A 21,052-nucleotide genomic window follows, 5' to 3' on the forward strand; every position below is an offset into this window, starting at 1 on the left:
CCACGACAGTATTTAGCCTGCAGTGCAGCGGAACGTTAGGCGCCGGCTTGCCGGCGATGCTTTTTCGGAGCGTGCCAATGCGACGGATCGCCAGCAGGCTGGCTCCTGCAGATGCCTTAGAGCGGCTCTTCATCCGCCGGGTAACGGCTGGCGCTGAGGCTTTCCTTGATCTTGCGCAGGTGTGGCTGGAAGTCGACGCCGCGGCGCAGGGTGACGCCGGTGGCGAGTACGTCGAGTACGGTGAGCTGGATGATGCGCGAGGTCATCGGCATGTAGATATCGGTGTCTTCCGGCAGCGGAATGTCCAGGCTCAGGGTGCTGGCCTTGGCCAGCGGCGAGCCGGCGGCGGTGAGGCCGAGCACCGAAGCGCCGTTCTCGCGCGCCAGGCGCGCCACTTCCACCAACTCGCGGGTGCGCCCGGTGTAGGAAATGATCACGAACAGATCGCCGGTGTGCGCCACCGAAGCGATCATGCGCTGCATCAGCACGTCGGAGTGTGCAGAGACCGCGAGGTTGAAGCGAAAGAACTTGTGCTGTGCGTCCAGCGCTACCGAGGCCGAGGCGCCGAGGCCGAAGAAGTGGATCTGCCGCGCCTGGATCAGCAGGTCGACGGCGCGGCTGACGTGCTGCGGGTCGAGGCTCTGGCAGGCGCTGTCCAGCGAGGCGATGGTGCTGCCGAAAATCTTGCGCGTGTAAGCCTCGGGGCCGTCGTCGGCCGATACCGCGCGGCTGACGTAGGCGGCGCCGCTGGCCAGGCTCTGCGCCAGCTGCATCTTCAGTTCCGGATAGCCGTTGGCGCCGAACGAGCGGCAGAAACGGTTGACCGTCGGCTCACTGACGGCGGCGGCCTGTGCCAGCGCAGCGATACTGAAGCGTGTGGCTTGCTGCGGGTCGTGCAGGATCACTTCGGCGACCTTGCGTTCGGCCTTGTTCAGGTCGTCCAGGCGGCTCTGGATCTGTTCCAGCAGGTTGCGCACGCGGTCCATAAGGGCTCCTAACAGGCGGTTGAACGGGCTTGGCGACAGGCGATGGGCGGTAAAACAACCGGCCTATCCTACTGATGCCGCCCCGTGGCCACCACTGACTTATCGGATGTAGTGAATAATGTTGTTGCTATCACAACATTTTTCCTTGATAAAAGCAGTATCACCCGGTATTTCTAGTGCATCTTGATAAAAGAACAAACTCATGCCTGCGATGAAGCTTGAATCCTGCACCTTTGCCTTGTTCGGCGCGCTGGGCGATCTGGCCTTGCGCAAGTTGTTTCCCGCGCTTTACCAGCTCGATCGCGCCGGTTTGCTGCACGATGGCACGCGCATCCTCGCCCTGGCCCGTGAAACGGGCGAGCCGAGTGGTCACCTGCGCGCCATCGAACAGGCGTTGCGCCTGCACGTACCAGCCAAGGAGCTGACGGAAACCGACATGGCGCGGTTTCTGGCGCGCCTGAGCTACCTGAGCATGGACTTCCTCAAGGCCGACGATTATGCGGCGTTGCTCGAGCATGTGAGCCCGCAGGATCAGTTGATCGCCTACTTCGCCACGCCGGCCTCGGTATACGGTGGCATCTGCGCCAACCTGGCTGCCGTGGGGTTGGAAGAGGGCACGCGGGTGGTGCTGGAGAAACCGATCGGCCACGACCTCTCGTCCTCGCGTGCGGTCAACGATGCCGTGGCTCAGGTGTTCCCGGAAAACCGCGTCTATCGCATCGACCATTACCTAGGCAAGGAGACGGTGCAGAACCTGATTGCCCTGCGTTTTGCCAACAGCCTGTTCGAAACCCAGTGGAACCAGAACCACATCTCCCACGTGGAAATCACCGTGGCCGAGAAGGTCGGTATCGAAGGGCGCTGGGGTTACTTCGATCAGGCCGGGCAACTGCGCGACATGATCCAGAACCACTTGCTGCAACTGCTCTGCCTGATCGCCATGGACCCGCCCAGCGACCTGTCGGCCGACAGCATCCGTGATGAGAAGGTCAAGGTGCTCAAGGCGCTGGAGCCGATCAACGTCGAGCAGCTCGGCCAGCGCGTGGTGCGCGGCCAGTACGTGGCCGGCAGCAGCGATGGGCGCGCGGTGCCCGGCTATCTGGAAGAAGAAAACTCCAACACCCAGAGCGATACCGAAACCTTCGTCGCCCTGCGTGCCGACATCCGCAACTGGCGCTGGGCCGGCGTGCCGTTCTACCTGCGTACCGGCAAGCGTATGCCGCAGAAGCTGTCGCAGATCGTCATCCACTTCAAGGCGCCGCCGCACTACATCTTCGCTCCGGAGCAACGCCAGTTGATCGGTAACAAGCTGATCATCCGTCTGCAGCCGGACGAGGGCATCGCCCTGCAGGTGCTGACCAAGGATCAGGGCCTGGACAAGGGCATGCAGCTACGCAGTGGTCCGCTGCAGCTGAGTTTCTCCGACACCTACCGCAGTGCGCGCATCCCCGATGCCTACGAGCGCCTGTTGCTGGAAGTGATGCGCGGCAACCAGAACCTGTTCGTGCGCAAGGACGAAATCGAATACGCCTGGCAGTGGTGCGATCAGTTGATCGACGGCTGGCAGCGCCTCGGCGAAGCGCCGAAACCCTACACCGCCGGCAGCTGGGGCCCCATGGCCTCGGTTGCGTTGATCACCCGGGATGGCAGGAGCTGGTATGGCGATCTCTGAACTGAAACTGCCGCAGGGCGTACAGGCCTGCCCCTACGACAGTGCCGAACAACAGGCCCAGGCGATGGCGGTGCTCGTGGCCGATGCGCTTCGTGAAGCCATTGCCAGTCGCGCTCAAGCCACGCTGGTCGTTTCCGGCGGGCGCAGCCCGGTGCTGTTCTTCGAGGCGCTGGCGCAGCAGGACGTGCCCTGGGCGCAGGTGCTGGTGAGCCTGGCTGACGAGCGCTGGGTGCCGATCAATCACGCGGGCAGCAACGAGGCGCTGGTGCGTCGTCACCTGCTGCGTGGGCCGGCGGCCGAAGCGCGTTTCCTCAGTCTGTACCAGGTTGCCGGCAACCTCGACCAAGCGGCCGAGCTGGCTGATGCGGCGGTCGCCGAACTGGCACCGATAGACGTGCTGGTGTTGGGCATGGGCGATGACGGTCACACCGCCTCGCTTTTCCCGCACAGCCCCAATCTGCACCAGGCGCTTCAGCCAGCTTGCGCGCGCCGTGTGCTGCCGATGCTGGCACCGAGCGAGCCGGCGCAGCGCCTGACCCTGACTATGCCGGTATTGGCCAGCGCACGCCTGCCGCTGCTGGCGATCCAGGGTCAGGCGAAACTGAACATCCTCGGCGCGGCGCTGCGGCCTGGTGAAACCTCCGAGCTGCCCATTCGCGCGTTCCTGCATTCCCCCCTCGAAATCCATTGGTGCCCCTGACATGACCAGCCTCGACCAAGGCCAGCGCGCGCGCATGGCCGACAAAATCGCCGAGATCGACCGCATCTGCGCGCAGGCGCGGATCATGCCGGTGATCACCATCGCCCGCGAGGCGGACATCCTGCCGCTGGCCGACGCCCTGGCCGCTGGTGGCCTGCGCGTACTGGAAGTGACCCTGCGCTCTGAGCACGGTCTGGAAGCGATTCGCCGCCTGCGTGCCGAGCGCCCCGAACTCTGCGTTGGCGCTGGCACCGTGCTGGATGAAGACATGCTCGCCGCGGCGACCTCCGCCGGTGCGCAGTTCATCGTCACGCCGGGCAGCACGCGTGAGCTGTTGCTGGCCGCGCTGGATAACCCGCTGCCGCTGCTGCCGGGTGTGAGCAGTGCATCGGAACTGATGGTTGGCTACGCCCTGGGTTATCGCCGCTTCAAGCTGTTCCCAGCGGAGATCTGCGGTGGCGTCGCGGCGCTCAAGGCGTTGGCTGGGCCTTTCGGCGGGGTGCGTTTCTGCCCCACCGGCGGCATCACCCCGGACAACCTGCAGCGCTACATGGCGCAGCCCAACGTCATGTGCGTAGGCGGCACTTGGATGTTCCAGCGCGAGTGGGTGGAAAGCAGCGACTGGGCACGTATCCAGCAATGCAGTACCGAGGCCTTGCAGCTGTTGAGCTGAGGCGTGCCAGTGGCGGCGCTGCTACCGCATATCGGATTGCTCTAAAATCTGTGTCGCATTGGCCGCTACATACGTCAGCTAATGTCATTGTGCTGGCGTCAATAAAAACAACTCTCCAGCGAAACCCAGAAACACCCGCAGTTGGAGAATTTCATGAATACCTGGTTCGCTAATCTTAGTGTGACCCGCAAACTGGCGCTCGGCTTCGGCCTGGTGCTGGCACTTACCCTGGCGCTGGCCTGGACTGCCTGGACTGGTCTGGGCAGCGTGATCCAGCGCAGTGGTTGGATGAGCGAGATCACCCAGCTCAATAACACGCTGACCAACCTGCGCATCGCTCGCCTGCAGTTCATGCTGGCCAAGGGCGATGCAGTCAGTACCGAGCGCCTGCTGAACAATCTGAACATTTACCTCGAGCAGCAGAAGAAGCTGCTGGGAACCTTCAAGAACCCGGCCAACGTCAAGTTGCTGCAGGAGCAGGACCGCTATAACCAGGACTATCAGCGCTCCCTGGCGGGGATGCGCGCAGCCTACGCGGCAGCGGCTGAGGTGCGCGACCAGGCGAACGTCGAAGACCAGCAACTGAGCGAGCTGCTGGCCAACATGCGGCGCAGTGTTGAGCTTCTGCCGGAAGACGATGCCGATCGCTTCACGCAACTGCAGGCTCTGATGATCACCCATGGTCAGTTGTTGCGCCTGCGTTATCTGCTCGAGCGTTATGACAGCGCACCTGATGCACAAACCGAACAGGCGCTGTCCGAGCGTATCGCCATGGCCCGAGCCAGCCTCGGTGCGCTGCAGCAGGCTTTCGGTAGCGCCCAGCAAGATGCCGTGCGCCGTATCGAGGCGGCCCTGGGGCAGTTCGAACTGACCGTGCAGGCCTTCAAGAATGCCACTGCTGATATTGCCCGGACCCGTCAGGAAATGACCGATCAGCAGACCGAGATCGTCCGCATCAGTGACACCCTGTACAAGTTCCAGATCGAGCGTCTGGCCATCGAGAGCGCCGAGGCGCGCACCTGGCAGATCATCGCCGTGCTGCTGGCGCTGCTGTTCGGCGTGCTGGCTGCCTGGATCATCACCCGGCAGATCACCCGTCCACTGCAAGACACCCTGGGCGCGGTACAGCGCATTGCCGAGGGCGACCTGACGGCCAGCGTGCGGGTCGATCGCCGCGACGAGATGGGCCAACTGCAGCAGGGCATCCAGCACATGGCCACGACCCTGCGCGAGCTGATCGGTGGCATCCGCGACAGCGTCACCCAGATCGCCAGCGCCGCCGAAGAGTTGTCGGCGGTCACCGAGCAGACCAGCGCCGGTGCCAACAGCCAGAAGAGTGAGACCGATCAGGTGGCCACCGCCATGCATGAAATGTCCGCCACCGTACAGGAAGTGGCGCGTAACGCCGAGCAGGCCTCGCAAGCGGCCAACGACGCGGACGGCCAGGCGCGCCTGGGCGACCAGGTAGTGGCCGAGGTGATTTCGCAGATCGAGCGTCTGGCTGCCGAAGTAGGGCGTTCTTCCGAGGCGATGACCGGCCTGCAGCAGGAAAGCGACAAGATCGGCAGCGTGATGGACGTGATCAAGTCGGTGGCCGAGCAGACCAACCTGCTGGCACTCAACGCCGCCATCGAGGCAGCACGTGCCGGCGAAGCAGGTCGCGGTTTTGCCGTGGTCGCCGACGAAGTACGCGGCCTGGCGCAGCGTACGCAGAAATCCACCGAAGAGATCGAGGCGTTGATCGCCGGGCTGCAGAGCGGTACCCAGCAGGTGGCGGCGGTGATGCGCAACAGCCGTAACCTCACCGACAGCAGTGTCGAGCTGACGCGCAAGGCCGGCGACTCGCTGGGCAGCATCACCCTCGCGGTGTCCAGCATCCAGTCGATGAACCAGCAGATCGCCGCGGCTGCGGAGGAACAGAGCGCCGTGGCCGAGGAAATCAGCCGCAGCATCCTCAGCGTACGCGACGTATCCGAGCAGACCGCCACCGCCAGCGAAGAAACCGCTGCCTCCAGCGCCGAACTGGCCCGTCTGGGCGGTCAGTTGCAATCCATGGTCAGCCGCTTCCGCGTCTGACCCAGACCCGCGCACCCTACATCAGTCACGTAGGGTGCGCGGCGCGCATCGCCTGTCCGAACTCAACTGGCCAAGGTCAGCGGTTCTGGCTCTTGCTGCACTTGCACGCCCGCCAGGAACTCCTCGCCCCAGCGGCGAATGTCGTTGTAGCAGACGATATCGAACAGCTCGCGCAGTCGCGCCTGGGCCTCGCTTTTCGGCAGGTTCAGCGCCAGGTAGCAGGTCTGCGCCAGGTCGGCCGGATCATGCGGGTTAGTCAGTAGCGCGCCCTTGAGCTCGGCGGCGGCACCGGCGAACTCCGACAGCACCAGCACGCCACGTCCGCCGAGCAGGCCTTGCGCTGCGACGAACTCCTTGGCTACCAGGTTGAGGCCGTCACGTAGCGGGGTGATCCACATGACATCAGCCATGGCGTACCAGGCGCTGATTTCCTCGAAGGGCAGGCTGCGGAAGAAGAACTGCAGCGGTGTCCAGCCAATGCGTGCGAAGCGGCCGTTGATGCGGCCGACCGCCTGCTCGATCTGACTTTGCAGCTCGTTGTAGACGGTCATCTCCTTGGCTGCGGGTACGCACACGGTGACCAGGGTGACTTTGCCGATCAGCTCGGGGTTATCGGCCAGCAGGCGCTCGTAGGCGTTGAGCTTTTCCAGAATGCCTTTGGTGTAGTCGAGGCGCTCTACCGAGAGGATCAGCTTCACGCCTTTCATTTCCTCACGCAGTTGACCCATCAGTTCCTTGATCTTCGGCGCCTCCAGGGCGCCTCGCACACGGTCTATGTCCAGCCCGACCGGGTGTGCGCCGAGCTTGACCTGACGGGTGCCGGTGTCCAGTTCGGTAGTCATGCGCTCCAGGCCCACGGCGCAGCCGTAAGTGATGAAGCGCGGCGCGCAGTTCTGCCGCTCCAGGGTTTTCAGTGGGAACACGCCACGAGCGACGTCGACGAAGTTCTCCACCTGGCGTGGAATGTGGAAGCCGATGTAGTCGCACTGCAACAGGCTGCCGACGATCTGCCGGCGCCACGGCAACACGTTGAACACGTCGGCTGAGGGGAAGTAGGTGTGGTGGAAGAAGGCGATGCGCAGGTCCGGGCGCAGCTCGCGCAGGTAGGCCGGCACCATCCACAGGTTGTAGTCGTGCAGCCAGACGATGGCGCCTTCGGCTGCCTCCAGCGCGGTACGTTCGGCGAAGGCGCGGTTGACCTTGAGGAATACCTGCCAGTCGTCCTCGTTGAAGGTGGCGCGTTCCCAGAAGGTGTGCAGAGTTGGCCAGAAGGCTTCCTTGGAGAAGCGCTTGTAGAAGATATCGACTTCTTCCTTGCTCAGCTTGACCCGCGCGGCGGTGAGCTTGGGATAGCGCTCGGCGTCCACGGTGGTGTGGCTGTCGAACGGTTCGTCGCCATCCTCGTGCACAGCCCAGGCGACCCAGGAACCGGGGCGGCCGTCGCCGAAGAAGCTGAGTAGGGTGGGGATGATGCCGTTGGGCGAGGTCGGCCGGCGACGCTGCAGCTTGCCGGCGGCGTTGCGGTATTCCTCATAGGGCAAGCGGTGATAGACCATCACCAGCTCGGCCTTGCCGGGTTGCGCGGCCTGGCGGCGTTCGGCAGCGATGCCATGCTCGCCGAGGAATCCGAAATGGGCGAAGGCTTCGAGGATGCCGCCGCAGCCCGGACGCTCGGCGTGCAGGGTGCGTGAATGGTGGTTGGTGGCTTCCAGCAATGCGGTTTCCGACTGACCAACGCACACGCCATGGAAGCTGGAGCTGAGCATGGACAGGTCATTGAGCGTGTCGCCAGCGGCCAGCACCTGATCGTGGCTCAGCTCCAGCCAGTCGGCCAGGGCCTGCAGGCTGCTGCCCTTGTTCACACCCTTGGGCAGGAAATCCAGGTACAGCTCGGCGGAGTACAGCAGGTCGCAACCGAGCTCATCGGCGATCTCGCGTAGTGCCGGGTTGGCCGCCTGTTCGGGCGTGCAGAAATAGGAGCAGCGGCGCGCCTGTGGCACGTCCTGGCGTTCCAGGCCGGACGGCTCGATGGCGCTGGCTACCTGGGTTTCGCCGGGCCAGCGGGCATCGACCACGCTCTGCAACTGCTGGATCGGTTGCAGGCTGTCGCCATGCACCAGGGTCGCGCCGACGTCGGCGATGATGTAGTCCGGCTGCGGCAACGTTGGGTCGGCCAGCAGCGGCAGTACGGCTTCCAGGCTGCGCCCGGTGACGTAGGCGAGCTTGATTTCGGGGTGGGCGGCGATGGTCTGATAGAGGCTCAGGCGATCTTCGGGGTCGCCAGCGAGAAAGGTTCCATCCAGGTCGGTAGCTAATAGCATCGTTGTTTCTCCAGAAGTGGCCGCTGCGGCTCGGCGCGAATGCGCGCGGCCGAGGGGCCGGGTTTCTGGCTGCTTGGGGTAGGCTCAAGGCCTTGCCGAAACAGCCTTTAAGAACCTGTCCCAAGACTGCTTCGCGAGCCTTTGAACAGGTTCTATGACTTCAGGACTGAGTTGTCGTCTCCTCCGTCGAATCATGGGGCGGTGCATCGGGCATCAGCTCCAGCACCGTAGGGCTGGTACGCAGCATGGGCGTGAAGTGCGCGGCGTCGCCGCTGACCAGATCGCTGACATGGCGCAGCCGGTAAAAGGTGTAGGCGGCCAGCAGGCCGAGGGTGCAGGCGAAGTACAGTGGCAGTGCGCTGGCGCCCAGTTGCTCCATCAGCACGCCAGCCAGCAGCGGGCCGCACACCGAGCCGATGCCATTGACCATCAGCAAGCTGGCGGAGCCTGAAAGAATCTCGTCGCTGTGCAACTGGTCGATCAGTTGCGCCACAGCGATGGGGTAGATGGCGAAGGCCAGCCCGCCCCAGATGAAGATGGCGCCGAGCAGCAGCGGACCGGCCGGCAGCAGGCTCATGATCAGCGCCAGGGCGACTGCCAGTATCACCACCCAGAGCAGCACCTGACGCCGGTCGTGACGATCCGAGTAGATGCCGATGGGCCATTGCAGCAGGGCGCCACCGAGAATGGTGGCGGTCATCAGCAGGCCGACGCCGGAGGTATCGAAGCCGGCCAGGCTGGCGTAGACCGGCGCCATGCCCCAGAAACCGCCCATGGCCAGGCCGGAAAGCCCGGCGGCGACTATCGCCAGTGGCGCGATATTCCACAGTTGGCGCAGGTTGGTCGGCGGCGTTTCCGGCAGGCTTGGCTGTGCCTGACGGGTCAGGGTAATGGGCATCAGCGCAGCGCTGATGAGGATGGCAGCTATGGCGAACAGGGTGAACTGCACCGGGTCGGCCAGGTGCAGCAATTGCTGGGCCAGCGCCAGGGCGCCAAGGTTGACCGCCATGTACACGGCGAACACCTGGCCGCGCTTCTCGTTGGGCGCCTGGGCGTTGAGCCAGCTCTCGATGACCATGTACAGCGTCACCAGCCCCAGGCCGTAGAGCACCCGTAGGCCCAGCCAGACCCAGGGATTTATCAGCAGCAGATGGAGCAGGGCGGCGATGGCGGCCAGGGCGGCACAACAGGCGAACGCGCGAATGTGCCCGATACGTTTGACCAGCGGAGTCGCCAGCCAGGTACCGAGGAGGAACCCGACGAAGTACCCGGACATGATCAGTCCGAGCATCGTGGTGGAGTAGCCTTCGGCGACGCCACGCAGGGTCAGGAGGGTGTTGAGCAAACCATTGCCAAGCAGGAGTAACGCGACCCCGCTCAGCAATGAACTGATGGGGGCAATCAGGGACCACATGCAAACTACCCTAGGGAACTGTGCCCCTGATAGCAAGCATGAAGTACGCCATGTTTTTTGCGTTTCGTTTTTATCTGTTTGATTTTTAACGATTATTTTTACTGATGAACGGTCATGCAATTTTTTGGCGGCAAACTTGGCACCATCATGGTGCCTCGTTCGCGATTTGCAGGTGCGCCAGCGGCTGATCCGAGCCCTGCAATGCGCGATTGATGCGAGTGATGAAATCGTTGATTTCCTCGCGATCACGCCGCTCGCGCAAATGGCGCTCGGCAGTGTCGCGTACGCTGCGTGCGTGACGCAGAAGGTCGGCGCGTTGCTGGCTGCTGGCGGGGCGATGCAGCAGGTTCTTGAAGGCCTGCAGCAGGCTGACCAGTACACAGACATCGGCGGCACCATAGGTGCGTATCGGACCCAAAAGCTGCAGCAGCAGCTGGTCCAGCGAAAGCTCCTGGTAGCACAGCCGCGGTGGCTCGTCGGGCAGGCTGGCGAAATCTCGTTCGGACAGCGCCAGGCGTCTGCTCAACAGTACGCTGAGCAGGTCCACGGTCTTGATTGCCGTGCCTGGATCGTTGATGCCGGGGCTCAGCGCCTTCACGGCGATCTCCGACATCTGCCGGCAACCGAAGAAGTAATGGCTGCTGGCGTACTCCTCGATGAAGAAGTCGAAGCAATCGAGCAGTTGCTGGCAGGCTCCCTCGTCCAGCGGACGCTCCAGGCGAAACAGCGGATGCCCCTCGCTGACGAAGAAACCGCGGTGGGCAAGGACTGTCATCCGCACCTGATGGCGCTGCAGCAGCGTGTTGACCTCCTTGACGTTGAGCTCCTTGAAGTAGCCGTTGCGCTGCGCGTGCACAGTGATCCACTCACTGTCATCTGGCCACTGGGGCGCGGCGTCGCGCGAAGCTGGGCTGCCGCCACAGGCATCGAGCTTTTCCAGGCTGGTGCTGTAGAGGTTACCGAGGATGTGCTCGACCTGAATCGACTGCGATATCGAGCGGATGAAGTGTACGAACAGGCCCAGGCAGACGATGCCCAGGGCCAGGGTTATGAGCACGCCGAGACTGGGTATCCGCTCATTGTTGCCCTGCTCGATTGTGGTGATCAGCAGCAGCGCGTAGAGGATGGTACCGAGGTAGAAACCCAGGGTTTTCTGGTGCCCCTTATTGCTGACCAGACCGGGGATCACCCGTGGTGACAGCGATGCGGCTGCGTTGTTGAGCACCACCATGACCATCGAGAAACTGAACACCATCAATGACAGAATGCCCGTGACCAGCGTGCCGAGGATCAGCCTGGCATTGTCTGCATTGCTTACCAGGCCGAGATCGACGTGATCCTTGAACGCCATCATCCATGGTTGGTACTCGGCAGCCATGGTCAGCAGGCACAGCAGGAAAAAGCCGATGGCGATCAGCGTCGGGTAGAACGCCAGGCTGTGGATGATGCGCTGGTAGGCGCGAAAAAGGATGTTGCTGGGTACGGCCATTGGCGAATCCGTCGTGAATGGCGATGACCGCACTATAGCTGTGAAGCTGGCAGGCGGCGGTCTCTAAGACCAGCCGCCTGCTGACTCAGTTCACGCAGACCCGAGCGATGGCGTCGGCTAGCTGATCCAGTCGGCTGGCATCCAGCCCCGCGACGTTGGCGCGGCCGCTGCCGACCATGTACACGCTGAACTCTTCGCGCAGACGTTGCACCTGCAGCGGCGACAGGCCGGTGTAGGAGAACATGCCGCGCTGTTCGGCGATATGCGCGAAACGCTCGTTCAAACCGTGCGGCGCAAGTGCTTCGACCAGGCCGCGGCGCAGGCTGGCCACGCGTAGGCGCATACCTTCCAGCTCGTCCAGCCAGAGGCCTTTCAGCTCGTCGTCGCCGAGTATCTGCGCCACCACCGCAGCGCTATGGGCGGGCGGCGTCGACCACAGGTTGCGGGCGATGGAGGCCAGCTGACTGCGAATGTCGACGAGCTTCTCTGCGTTGTCGGCGCAGACGATCAGGGCACCGGTGCGTTCGCGATAGAGGCCGAAGTTCTTCGAGCAGGAGCTGGTGATCAGCAGCTCCGGCAGCTCGGCGGCGAACAGGCGCACGGCCCAGGCGTCTTCTTCCAGGCCATCACCGAAGCCCTGGTAGGCGAGGTCGATCAGCGGCAGTAGCTCACGTGCCTTGACCACCTCCAGCACGCGTTTCCAGTCGCGCGGAGTGAGGTCGAAACCGGTGGGGTTGTGGCAGCAGGCATGCAGCAGCACCACATCGCCCTTGGGCAGGTGAGCGAGGGCGGCGATCATGGCTTCCACGTCGAGGCGGTTGTCAGCGCCGACGTAGGGGTAGTGGCCGACCTTGAGCCCGGCTTCGGCAAACAGGGTTTCATGAATCGGCCAGGTTGGATCGCTCAGCCAGATACCGCGCCCCGGCAGGCAGTGACGAATGAAATCACCCGCCAGCCGCAGGGCGCCGGTGCCACCTGGTGTTTGCGTTGCGCCGGCGCGCTGCTCGGCGAGCAGTGCCGAGTCCGCACCCAGCACCAGTTGGCTGAGTAGCGTGCCGAACGCCGCGTCGCCATGGCCGCCGATGTAGGTCTTGGTCTGTTCAAGGTCGATCAGGCGTTGCTCGGCCAGTTTCACTGCGCGCGGGATCGGCGTCAGGCCTTGGGCGTCCTTGTAGACGCCGACGCCCAGGTCCAGGCGCGCCGGGTTGCTGTCAAGGCGATAGGCTTCCATCAGGCTGAGAATAGGGTCGCCCGGCACGCGGGCGACCTGGGAGAAATGGCTCACTTGCGGCCCTCGGCGCTGGCGGCTAACACGTCGGTGCGTGCGGCCATGATGAAGTCGTTGCGGTGCAGGCCGCGCATTTCGTGGCTCCACCAGGTGACGGTGACCTTGCCCCATTCGGTGAGCAGCGCCGGATGGTGCCCCACTTCCTCGGCGATGGCGCCGACGGCATTGGTGAAGGCCAGGGCATGGCGGAAGTTCTTGAACAGGTACGCGCGCTCCAGCTCCATATGATCGCCACGCACCTCGATGTTCCAGTCGGGGATCTCGCGGATCAGCTCGGCCAGTTCTTCATCGGTCACTTTCGGCGCATCGGCGCGGCAGGCTTCGCATTGGGCTTGGGCAAGGCTGGTCATTTCAGGCTCCTTGAGGATTAGAGGTCAGAGCATAGAAGGTAAGAGGTATCGAACAGCTCCCTCGCCAATGAATGGGCGAGGGAGCTAAAAAGGCTACGCGGCTTTCGGTGGAAATTTCGGCGCGTGCAGGCCGAGCGCCATGGCCTGATGCACCAGCGCCATGATGTCTTCCTGAGCCAACTCGAACAGGCGCTTGAGCTCAGGCAGGACGAAGTACACCGGCTGCAGGATATCGATGCGATACGGCGTGCGCATCGCTTCCAGCGCATCGAACGCCTGGTGCTCGGGAGCGTCGGACAGGGCGTAGAGGGTTTCCTTCGGCGAGGAGAGGATGCCGCCACCGTAGATGCGCCGGCCCTGTGGGGTGTCGAGCAGGCCGAATTCGATGGTCAGCCAGTACAGCCGCGCCAGATAGACGCGCTGCTCTTTCGTGGCCTGAAGGCCGAGCTTGCCGTAGGTGTGGGTGAATTCGGCGAACCAGGGGTTGGTGAGCATTGGGCAGTGGCCGAATATCTCATGGAAGATGTCCGGTTCCTTAAGGTAGTCCAGCTCTTCGGGCGTGCGGATAAAGGTGGCGACGGGAAACTGCTTGCTGGCCAGCAGCTCGAAGAAGGTCTGGAACGGGATCAGCGCCGGTACCCGCGCCACTCGCCAGCCGGTGCTGGCTTCGAGCACACGGTTGATCTCGCCGAGCTGCGGAATGCGCTCCATGGGCAGGCCGAGTTGCTCGATACCGTCCAGGTATTCCTGGCAGGCGCGATTCTCGATCACCTCCAGCTGGCGGGTGATCAGGGTATTCCACACCTGATGCTCGCTTTCCGGGTAATGGATAAAGCCACTCCCGTCCGGTTCCCGGGCCAGGTACTGCGTACTCTTCATCGCTGCCTCCTTCTGGGGGCTGTTGTTCTTGTCTTGACCCGAGCATGCCGCTGATTGCTCGGGTTGAAAGCAGGCGAGTGAGAGGCGGTGCCTTACGCAGGGTCCAGAAACTGTAAAATTTTGATTACGATTTTGCCGGAATGGCGAATATCCAGCTTGCTGGTTGGTTTTGGTGTCACATATTCTTGACGGAAATTATGCTGCCATCGTCGATCTCTGCGACCCGGCGGCGGCCATAACAACAAGAGCCTGAGCCATGCGTATCAAAGTCCACTGCCAGAACCGAGTCGGCATCCTGCGTGACATCCTCAACCTGCTGGTCGACTACGGCATCAACGTCGCCCGTGGTGAAGTCGGGGGCGAGCAGGGCAACGCCATCTACCTGCACTGTCCGAATCTGATCAATCTGCAGTTCCAGTCGTTGAGGCCGAAGTTCGAGGCCATTGCCGGCGTATTCGGCGTCAAACGCGTGGGGCTGATGCCCAGCGAACGGCGTCACCTGGAGCTCAATGCGCTGCTTGGTGCACTGGATTTCCCCGTGCTGTCCATCGACATGGGTGGCAGTATCGTCGCCGCCAACCGCAGCGCCGCACAGCTGCTTGGCGTGCGCGTGGACGAGGTACCGGGTATGGCGCTGTCACGCTATGCCGAGGATTTCGACTTGCCCGAACTGGTGCGCGCCAACAAGACGCGGATCAACGGCCTGCGGGTGAAGATCAAGGGCGATGTGTTTCTCGCCGATATCGCCCCGCTGCAGAACGAACACGACGACAGCGAGGCGCTGGCCGGTGCGGTGCTGACCCTGCACCGCGCCGACCGCGTCGGTGAGCGTATCTACCACGTGCGCAAACAGGAGCTGCGCGGCTTCGACTCGATCTTCCAGAGCTCCAAAGTGATGGCGGCGGTGGTCAAGGAAGCGCGGCGCATGGCGCCATTGGATGCACCGCTGCTGATCGAGGGCGAAACCGGTACCGGCAAGGAATTGCTGGCGCGCGCTTGTCACCTGGCCAGCCCGCGTGGGCAGTCGCCGTTCATGGCGCTCAACTGCGCCGGCCTGCCCGAATCCATGGCCGAGACCGAGCTGTTCGGCTACGGCCCCGGCGCCTTCGAGGGCGCGCGCCCGGAAGGCAAACTCGGTCTGCTAGAGCTGACTGCTGGCGGCACGCTGTTTCTCGACGGCGTCGGCGAGATGAGCCCGCGTCTGCAGGCCAAGTTGCTGCGCTTTTTGCAGGATGGTTGCTTCCGCCGTGTGGGCAGCGACGAGGAGGTGTACCTGGACGTGCGGGTGATCTGCGCCACGCAGGTCGATCTCTCTGAACTCTGCGCCCATGGCGAGTTTCGTCAGGATCTGTATCACCGCCTCAATGTGCTCAGCCTGCACATCCCACCGCTGCGTGAATGCCTCGACGGTCTGGCGCCGCTGGTCGAGCACTTTCTCGATTCCGCCAGCCGGCAGATCGGTTGTGCGTTGCCGAAGCTGGCGCCGCAGGCCTTCGAGCGCATGGCCCATTACCACTGGCCGGGCAACGTGCGGCAGTTGGAGAACGTGCTGTTCCAGGCGGTTTCGTTGTGCGATGGCGGCACGGTGAAGGCCGAGCATATCCGCCTGCCGGACTACGGTGCGCCGCAGCCGTTGGGCGAGTTTTCGGTGGAAGGCAGCCTCGACGATATTCTTGGTCGCTTCGAGAAGGCGGTGCTGGAGCGGCTGTTCCGTGACCACCCGAGCAGCCGTCAGTTGGGCAAGCGCCTCGGTGTTTCCCATACCACCATCGCCAACAAGCTACGGCAGCACGGGTTGGGCAAGGAGTAGACGCAGGGTGCGCCGCGCGCACCAACGCTCCGCTAGCCCTGGCTGATGTCTGCGGTTTTTGGTGCGCACGGCGCACCCTACGGTTTTCAATGACCGCCGCGCCAGGCCGCGAGCACGCGCTCGCGCATAGCTCGTCGGTCTTGCAGGCGCTCGATCAGTTGCTCGGCCAGGTCGAGCCAGTAGGGATCGACCTTGGCCTGCACCACGCACAAACCGGAAGCGAGATTGGCCCATGCCGGAGGCAGGCGGCCGTGATGCAGGGCGAAGCCGCCGTCGCGGTCGCGTGCCAGATAGCGCATGCGGGTGATGCCAGCTAGCAGGATACGGCCGTAGCACATCAGGCAGGGTTCGAGGCTGACGTAGAGGGTCAGGCCTCGGCGGTCGACTTGCGCATGCTCGCTTTCGAGCTGGTCGAGCACCTGCATCTCGGCGTGGGCGGCGCTGCTGTAAGTCGAGGTGAACACCTGGTTGCGAGCGCTGCACAGCAATTCACCTGCGCCATCCACCAGCAGTGCGCCGACCCCATAGCAGCCTTCTTCTACTGCCAGCAGGGCTTGTTCGCAGCACAGCCTGGCCCAGGTGTCATCGTCGTGGGTGCTGGCTGGTGCCTGCTGCAACAGGGCGAGGTGCTCGGTGTTCATGGCGTCTCCATGGCCGGCGAAATGTTGCCGGAGTATGGCCCGCCATTGGTCACGTGCCCTACGACCTTGGTGCAATAGGCAGGGCAGGCACCGGCGGCGACACTGAGTCCGTCCCGATCATCCTGCGTGATTTGGGTGCAAGCGTTTCCGCATTCCTTTCGAGGAGTGCCTTGAATGGGCGGGCGACCAATTTGGTCGCCCTTTTTTTGCCCGGAATTTCGCCCGGCGCTAGACGCCCTGGTTCAGCCGGTCGATCAGCGCGCGTACGCTGCCCGGCAGCGCATCCAGCTCACGTACCAGCATGCTGCGCTCGCGCACCGCCCAGGCTTCGTCCAGCTGCAGGATGGCCAGCTGCATGGTGCGGCTGTGCCGGCGTGCGGCCGACTCGGGGATGATGCCGATGCCGACGCCACCTTCGATCATCCGGCAGATCGCCTCGAAGCTCGATACCTGGATACGCAGGGCCAGGTTGCCGACGAGTTTCTCCACCTGTTCACGCAAGAAACTCAGCAGGGTGCTGCCTTCGTGCAGGCCGATGTGCTGGTAGGCGAGGGTGTCGGCGAAACTCACCGACTGCCGCTGTGCCAGGGCATGGCCCAGCGGTACGGCCAGCACCAGGCGGTCGGTGCTGAAGTGCAGCACCTGCAAACCTGGCGCCTGCACCGGGCCGGCGATGATGCCGAGATCCGCCGCGCCATCGAGTACGCCACGGACGATATCGCGGCTCAGACGCTCTTGCAGGTCGACGGTAACGCCGGGACGTTCGGCGAGAAAACCGGCCAGCACCTCGGGGAGAAATTCGGTCACTGCCGTGGCGTTGGCGAAGATGCGGATGTGCCCGGCGGCGTCGGTGCCGTATTCGGTGAATTCGCTTTTCAGGTAGTCCACCTGACGCATGATCAGCCGTGCGTGCTGCAACAAGCGCTGGCCGGCCGGGGTCAGCTCGACGCCACGGCTGTCGCGATACAGCAGGCGGCTGCCGAGCTGGCTTTCCAGTGACTTGATCCGCGCGCTGGCGGCGGCCGGCGAGAGAAACGCCTTGCGCGCGCCCTGGGTCAGGCTTGGCGACTCGGCGATGTGGATGAACAGGCGCAGGTCGGGCAGATCGAAATGCATGGTGGCCATTTCCTGAGGTCATTCGTAGGAGCCCGCTTGCGGGCGATCACTGGCGATCTGTAAAGCATCGCCCGCAAGCGGGCTCCTACAGGATTGGCGTTAAGCATATCCGAACGCCGGTTTAAATAAATGCGGATTCTCTGAACGCATGCGGCGTCGCATGCTCCAGCTCACACAAGAACCGAGCTGGAACCTGCCTCATGAGTGATTCTGCTTTTTCCGCCTGGATCGGTCGTAGCGAAGAAGTCCACGACCAACTCAGCCGCAATCTGGTCAAGCGCATAGCCGCCACCTTCGGTGAAGCCACGCCGGCCCATGGCGAGGCGCTGCCGCTACTGTGGCACTGGGCATTCTTCCAGGAGCCGGTCGCCGAGAACGGTCTGGGCGAGGACGGTCATCCGGCGCGCGGAGGTTTTCTGCCGCCGGCTGACAACCGCAACCGCATGTGGGCCGGCGGTCGTGTCGAGTTCATCCAGCCACTGCGCGTGGGCGGCGAAGCCAGTCGGGTCTCGACCATCAAACACATCGAGGAAAAGCACGGCCGCACCGGCGCGCTGCTGTTCGTCACGGTGCAGCACGATTACCTGCAAGACGGCCAGCTGGCCATCCGCGAAGAGCAGGACATCGTCTACCGCGAGCCCAGCCCGCCCAAGGCCAGCAGTGGCGAACCGCTGGTTGCCGGCGACTGGCGCGAGGCGGTCACGCCGTCCAGCACCCTGCTGTTTCGCTACAGCGCCGTGACCTTCAACGGCCACCGCATCCATTACGACTGGCCCTACGTCACTGAAACCGAAGGCTATAGCGGCCTGGTGGTGCACGGCCCGCTGACCGCCACCCTGAACCTGCGCGCCTTCTGCCGCGCCAATCCGCAGGCGCGTCTGCGCCGCTTCGCCTACCGCGGCCTGCGCCCGCTGATCGCGCCGCAGCCGTTCGAGGTGGGCGGGCGCATCAGTGGCGAGGGCCAGGCCGAGCTGTGGGCGGGCAACGAGGCCGGCCTGGCGCAGCGCGCCGACGTGCAGTTCGACTGATTTCTGATTGCAAACACTGACTCGTGGGAGCCCGGCGGGTGCCACGACGCGATTTCCGAGGAACACCGATGAACGCTTACAACAACGAAGAACTCAACGCCATCCGTGAAGGCGTGCGCGCGCTCTGTGCGGAATTCCCGGCCGAATACTGGCGCAAGATCGATGAAGAGAAGGGCTTTCCTGAGGCCTTCGTCACGGCCATGACCGAAGCCGGCTGGCTGTCGGCGATGATCCCGGAAGAATACGGCGGCTCGGGTCTGGGGCTGGCCGAGGCCTCGGTGATCCTCGAGGAGGTCAACCACTGCGGTGGTAACTCCGGCACCATCCACGGGCAGATGTACAACATGTTCACCCTGCTGCGTAACGGCAGCGAGGAACAGAAGCGCTATTACCTGCCCAAGCTGGCCAGCGGCGAGCTGCGCCTGCAGTCCATGGGCGTCACCGAGCCCACCACCGGCACCGACACCACCAAGATCAAGACCACTGCGGTCAAGAAGGGCGACAAGTACGTCATCAACGGACAGAAGGTGTGGATCTCCCGCGTGCAGCATTCCGACCTGATGATCCTGCTGGCGCGTACCACGCCGCTGGCCGAGGTGCAGCGCAAGTCCGAGGGCATGTCGATCTTTCTGGTCGATCTGCGCGAGGCCATCGGCAACGGCCTGACCGTGCAGCCGATCGCCAACATGGTCAACCACGAGACCAACGAGCTGTTCTTCGACAACCTGGAAATCCCCGCCAGCAGCCTGATCGGTGAAGAGGGCAAGGGCTTCCGCTACATCCTCGACGGCCTCAATGCCGAGCGCACGCTGATCGCTGCCGAGTGCATCGGTGACGGTCGCTGGTTTATCGAGAAGTCCGCGCAATACGCCCGTGATCGCGTGGTGTTCGGCCGGCCCATCGGCCAGAACCAGGGCGTTCAGTTCCCTATCGCCGAGGCGCATATCGAGATCGAGGCCGCCGACCTGATGCGCTGGCGCGCCTGCGAAGAATACGACGCCGGGCGCAACGCTGGTGCGGCGGCGAACATGGCCAAATACCTGGCGGCCAAGGCCAGCTGGGAGGCCGCCAACGCCTGCCTGCAGACCCATGGCGGCTTCGGCTTCGCCAACGAATACGACGTCGAGCGCAAGTTCCGCGAAACCCGCCTGTACCAGGTGGCGCCGATCTCCACCAACCTGATCCTGAGCTACGTGGCCGAGCACTTGCTCGAACTGCCCCGTTCCTTCTGAGGCCGTGACCATGAGCAAACATACTCAACAGCTGGCTGCGTTCCTCGCCGAACTTTCCTACGAGCAGATTCCCGAGCACGTACTAGACCGCAGCGAAGACCTGTTCCTCGACTGGCTCGGCTCGGCCCTGGCCAGCGAAGGCGCACGACCGATCCCGCTGTTCGAGGCCTATGCGCAGAAGATGGGGCCGGCCGATGGCCCGGCGCGCATCCTGGTCAATGGTCGTGGCACCTCGGCGTACTTCGCCGCACTGGTCAACGGCGCATCGTCGCACCTGGTAGAGCAGGACGACCTGCACAACAGCTCGGTGCTGCACCCGGCCACCGTGGTGTTTCCGGCGGCCCTGGCAGCGGCGCAGGATCTCGGAAAATCGGGCCGCGAGTTGCTGCTGGCTTCGGTCGCCGGCTACGAGGCGGGCATTCGCATCGGCGAGTTCCTCGGTCGCTCGCACTACCGCATCTTCCACACCACGGCGACGGTCGGCACCCTGGCCGCTGCGGTGGCGGTGGGCAAGCTGCTGGACTTCGATCAGCAGCAGTTCGTCCATTTGCTCGGCAATGCCGGCACCCAGGCCGCTGGCTTGTGGGAATTCCTGCGCGACGCCGCCGACTCCAAACAACTGCATACCGCCAAGGCCGCGGCTGATGGCCTGCTGGCCGCCTACTTTACCGAGCAGGGCCTGACCGGTGCGCAGAACATTCTCGAAGGCGAGCAGGGCATCGCTGCGGGCATGTCCAGTGACGCCAATCCAAGCAAGCTCTCGGACCGTCTCGGTCGGCGCTGGGCGCTGGTGGAAACCTCGTTCAAGTTTCACGCCTCCTGCCGGCACACCCATCCGGCGGCGGATGCACTGCTCGGTCTGATGCAGCGCGAAGGCCTGCGCCACGAGCAGATTGAGCGCGTCATCGCCCGTGTGCATCAAGGCGCCATCGATGTGCTCGGCCGGGTGAAGGTGCCGCAGACCGTGCACCAGGCCAAGTTTTCCATGGGCACCGTGCTTGGCCTGATCGCCGTGCATGGCAGTGCGCAGCTGACCGAGTTCGCCAACCTGGCCCTGCAAGACCCGGCCGTGGCCGCCTTCCGCGACAAGGTGCAGATGCGCCTGGACCCTGAAGTCGATGTGGCCTATCCGCAGCGCTGGCTGGGCCGCGTCGAGGTGATCACCACCGATGGCCGCACCCTGCGTGGTGCCATCGACGAGCCCAAGGGCGACCCCGGTAACACCCTCAGCCGCGTCGAGCTGGAAGACAAGTTCCGCCGCCTGCTGGCCTTTGCCGGCAAGCGCAGCAGCGATGAGGCGGGCGTGCTGATCGAGCGGGTCTGGCGCCTGCGCGAGACCGACGACCTGAGCCAGCTGGCCTGACCGAGGACATGGAC

17 protein-coding genes and 1 pseudogene are annotated in these 21,052 nt (G+C 63.9%); 9 read left to right on the top strand and 9 right to left on the bottom strand.

The genetic code is table 11. The features are described from left to right. Positions 1–116: 116 nt before the first annotated feature. Complete coding sequence (locus AAEQ75_RS15230; protein WP_177429707.1) at positions 117–977, bottom strand: MurR/RpiR family transcriptional regulator; 861 nt, start codon at positions 975–977, stop codon at positions 117–119. Positions 978–1,188: 211 nt separating this feature from the next. On the opposite strand from AAEQ75_RS15230, the gene zwf reads away from it, so the two are divergent. The 5 genes and pseudogenes from zwf (at position 1,189) to AAEQ75_RS22015 (ending at position 6,107) form a co-directional block, all read left to right on the top strand. After that, entirely contained in the window at positions 1,189–2,658 is a 1,470-nt protein-coding gene (gene zwf / locus AAEQ75_RS15235) for a glucose-6-phosphate dehydrogenase (RefSeq protein WP_343349564.1), read from the top strand. Beyond that, the gene (pgl, locus tag AAEQ75_RS15240) at positions 2,645–3,358 is read left to right on the top strand and encodes a 6-phosphogluconolactonase (protein WP_343349565.1); all 714 of its coding nucleotides are present in this window, start codon (positions 2,645–2,647) and stop codon (positions 3,356–3,358) included. Before zwf ends, pgl begins: the two co-directional genes overlap by 14 nt. Position 3,359: 1 nt before the next feature. Then, on the top strand, positions 3,360–4,031 hold the full coding sequence (locus AAEQ75_RS15245; protein ID WP_343349566.1) for a bifunctional 4-hydroxy-2-oxoglutarate aldolase/2-dehydro-3-deoxy-phosphogluconate aldolase: 672 nt from the start codon (positions 3,360–3,362) through the stop codon (positions 4,029–4,031). A gap of 288 nt (positions 4,032–4,319) precedes the next feature. After that, positions 4,320–5,204, top strand: a pseudogene (locus AAEQ75_RS22010) (methyl-accepting chemotaxis protein); the annotation flags it as partial. Positions 5,205–5,402: 198 nt separating this feature from the next. Continuing rightward, positions 5,403–6,107, top strand: coding sequence for a methyl-accepting chemotaxis protein (locus AAEQ75_RS22015; protein WP_430523466.1), 705 nt, complete (start codon positions 5,403–5,405; stop codon positions 6,105–6,107). Between the two features lie 62 nt (positions 6,108–6,169). Here the strand turns inward: AAEQ75_RS22015 and ggpS are convergent, their stop codons facing one another. The 6 genes from ggpS to phhA all read right to left on the bottom strand — a co-directional run bounded on the left by ggpS (position 6,170) and on the right by phhA (position 13,848). Next, positions 6,170–8,428 carry a glucosylglycerol-phosphate synthase gene (gene ggpS, locus AAEQ75_RS15255; RefSeq protein ID WP_343349569.1) on the bottom strand — a complete coding sequence of 753 codons (2,259 nt, stop codon included), beginning with the start codon at positions 8,426–8,428 and terminating at the stop codon, positions 6,170–6,172. 160 nt (positions 8,429–8,588) lie between these two features. Next, positions 8,589–9,842 carry an MFS transporter gene (locus tag AAEQ75_RS15260; RefSeq protein ID WP_343349570.1) on the bottom strand — a complete coding sequence of 418 codons (1,254 nt, stop codon included), beginning with the start codon at positions 9,840–9,842 and terminating at the stop codon, positions 8,589–8,591. A gap of 145 nt (positions 9,843–9,987) precedes the next feature. Beyond that, entirely contained in the window at positions 9,988–11,331 is a 1,344-nt protein-coding gene (locus AAEQ75_RS15265) for a DUF2254 domain-containing protein (RefSeq protein ID WP_343349573.1), read from the bottom strand. A gap of 85 nt (positions 11,332–11,416) precedes the next feature. Continuing rightward, on the bottom strand, positions 11,417–12,616 hold the full coding sequence (locus AAEQ75_RS15270) for an amino acid aminotransferase (protein ID WP_343349574.1): 1,200 nt from the start codon (positions 12,614–12,616) through the stop codon (positions 11,417–11,419). Further along, positions 12,613–12,969: a 4a-hydroxytetrahydrobiopterin dehydratase gene (locus AAEQ75_RS15275; protein ID WP_343349575.1), complete on the bottom strand. Its 357-nt coding sequence runs from the start codon at positions 12,967–12,969 to the stop codon at positions 12,613–12,615. The genes AAEQ75_RS15270 and AAEQ75_RS15275 overlap by 4 nt, the downstream gene beginning before the upstream one ends. A gap of 93 nt (positions 12,970–13,062) precedes the next feature. Further along, positions 13,063–13,848 (bottom strand): phenylalanine 4-monooxygenase, encoded by a 786-nt coding sequence (gene phhA / locus AAEQ75_RS15280; protein WP_343349576.1) that lies wholly within the window; start codon positions 13,846–13,848, stop codon positions 13,063–13,065. 256 nt (positions 13,849–14,104) lie between these two features. Between phhA and AAEQ75_RS15285 the strand changes: the two genes are divergently transcribed. Further along, positions 14,105–15,658, top strand: a complete 1,554-nt coding sequence (locus AAEQ75_RS15285; protein WP_017362120.1) for a sigma-54-dependent phenylalanine hydroxylase transcriptional regulator PhhR — start codon at positions 14,105–14,107, stop codon at positions 15,656–15,658. An 86-nt stretch (positions 15,659–15,744) separates the two neighbouring features. Here AAEQ75_RS15285 and AAEQ75_RS15290 read toward each other — a convergent pair whose 3' ends face one another. After that, positions 15,745–16,299, bottom strand: coding sequence for a nucleoside deaminase (locus AAEQ75_RS15290; RefSeq protein ID WP_343349578.1), 555 nt, complete (start codon positions 16,297–16,299; stop codon positions 15,745–15,747). Positions 16,300–16,527: 228 nt separating this feature from the next. Continuing rightward, on the bottom strand, positions 16,528–17,415 hold the full coding sequence (locus AAEQ75_RS15295; protein ID WP_343349579.1) for a LysR substrate-binding domain-containing protein: 888 nt from the start codon (positions 17,413–17,415) through the stop codon (positions 16,528–16,530). A gap of 200 nt (positions 17,416–17,615) precedes the next feature. On the opposite strand from AAEQ75_RS15295, the gene AAEQ75_RS15300 reads away from it, so the two are divergent. The 3 genes from AAEQ75_RS15300 to AAEQ75_RS15310 all read left to right on the top strand — a co-directional run bounded on the left by AAEQ75_RS15300 (position 17,616) and on the right by AAEQ75_RS15310 (position 21,038). Further along, positions 17,616–18,443 (top strand): FAS1-like dehydratase domain-containing protein, encoded by an 828-nt coding sequence (locus tag AAEQ75_RS15300; protein WP_343349581.1) that lies wholly within the window; start codon positions 17,616–17,618, stop codon positions 18,441–18,443. 68 nt (positions 18,444–18,511) lie between these two features. Continuing rightward, complete coding sequence (locus AAEQ75_RS15305) at positions 18,512–19,675, top strand: acyl-CoA dehydrogenase family protein (RefSeq protein WP_074918923.1); 1,164 nt, start codon at positions 18,512–18,514, stop codon at positions 19,673–19,675. A gap of 10 nt (positions 19,676–19,685) precedes the next feature. Next, positions 19,686–21,038 (top strand): MmgE/PrpD family protein, encoded by a 1,353-nt coding sequence (locus AAEQ75_RS15310; RefSeq protein WP_343349582.1) that lies wholly within the window; start codon positions 19,686–19,688, stop codon positions 21,036–21,038. Positions 21,039–21,052: the final 14 nt, after the last annotated feature.

Origin of the sequence: Pseudomonas sediminis (assembly GCF_039555755.1) — a bacterium.
GTDB classification, from domain to species: Bacteria; Pseudomonadota; Gammaproteobacteria; order Pseudomonadales; family Pseudomonadaceae; genus Aquipseudomonas; species Aquipseudomonas mendocina_D.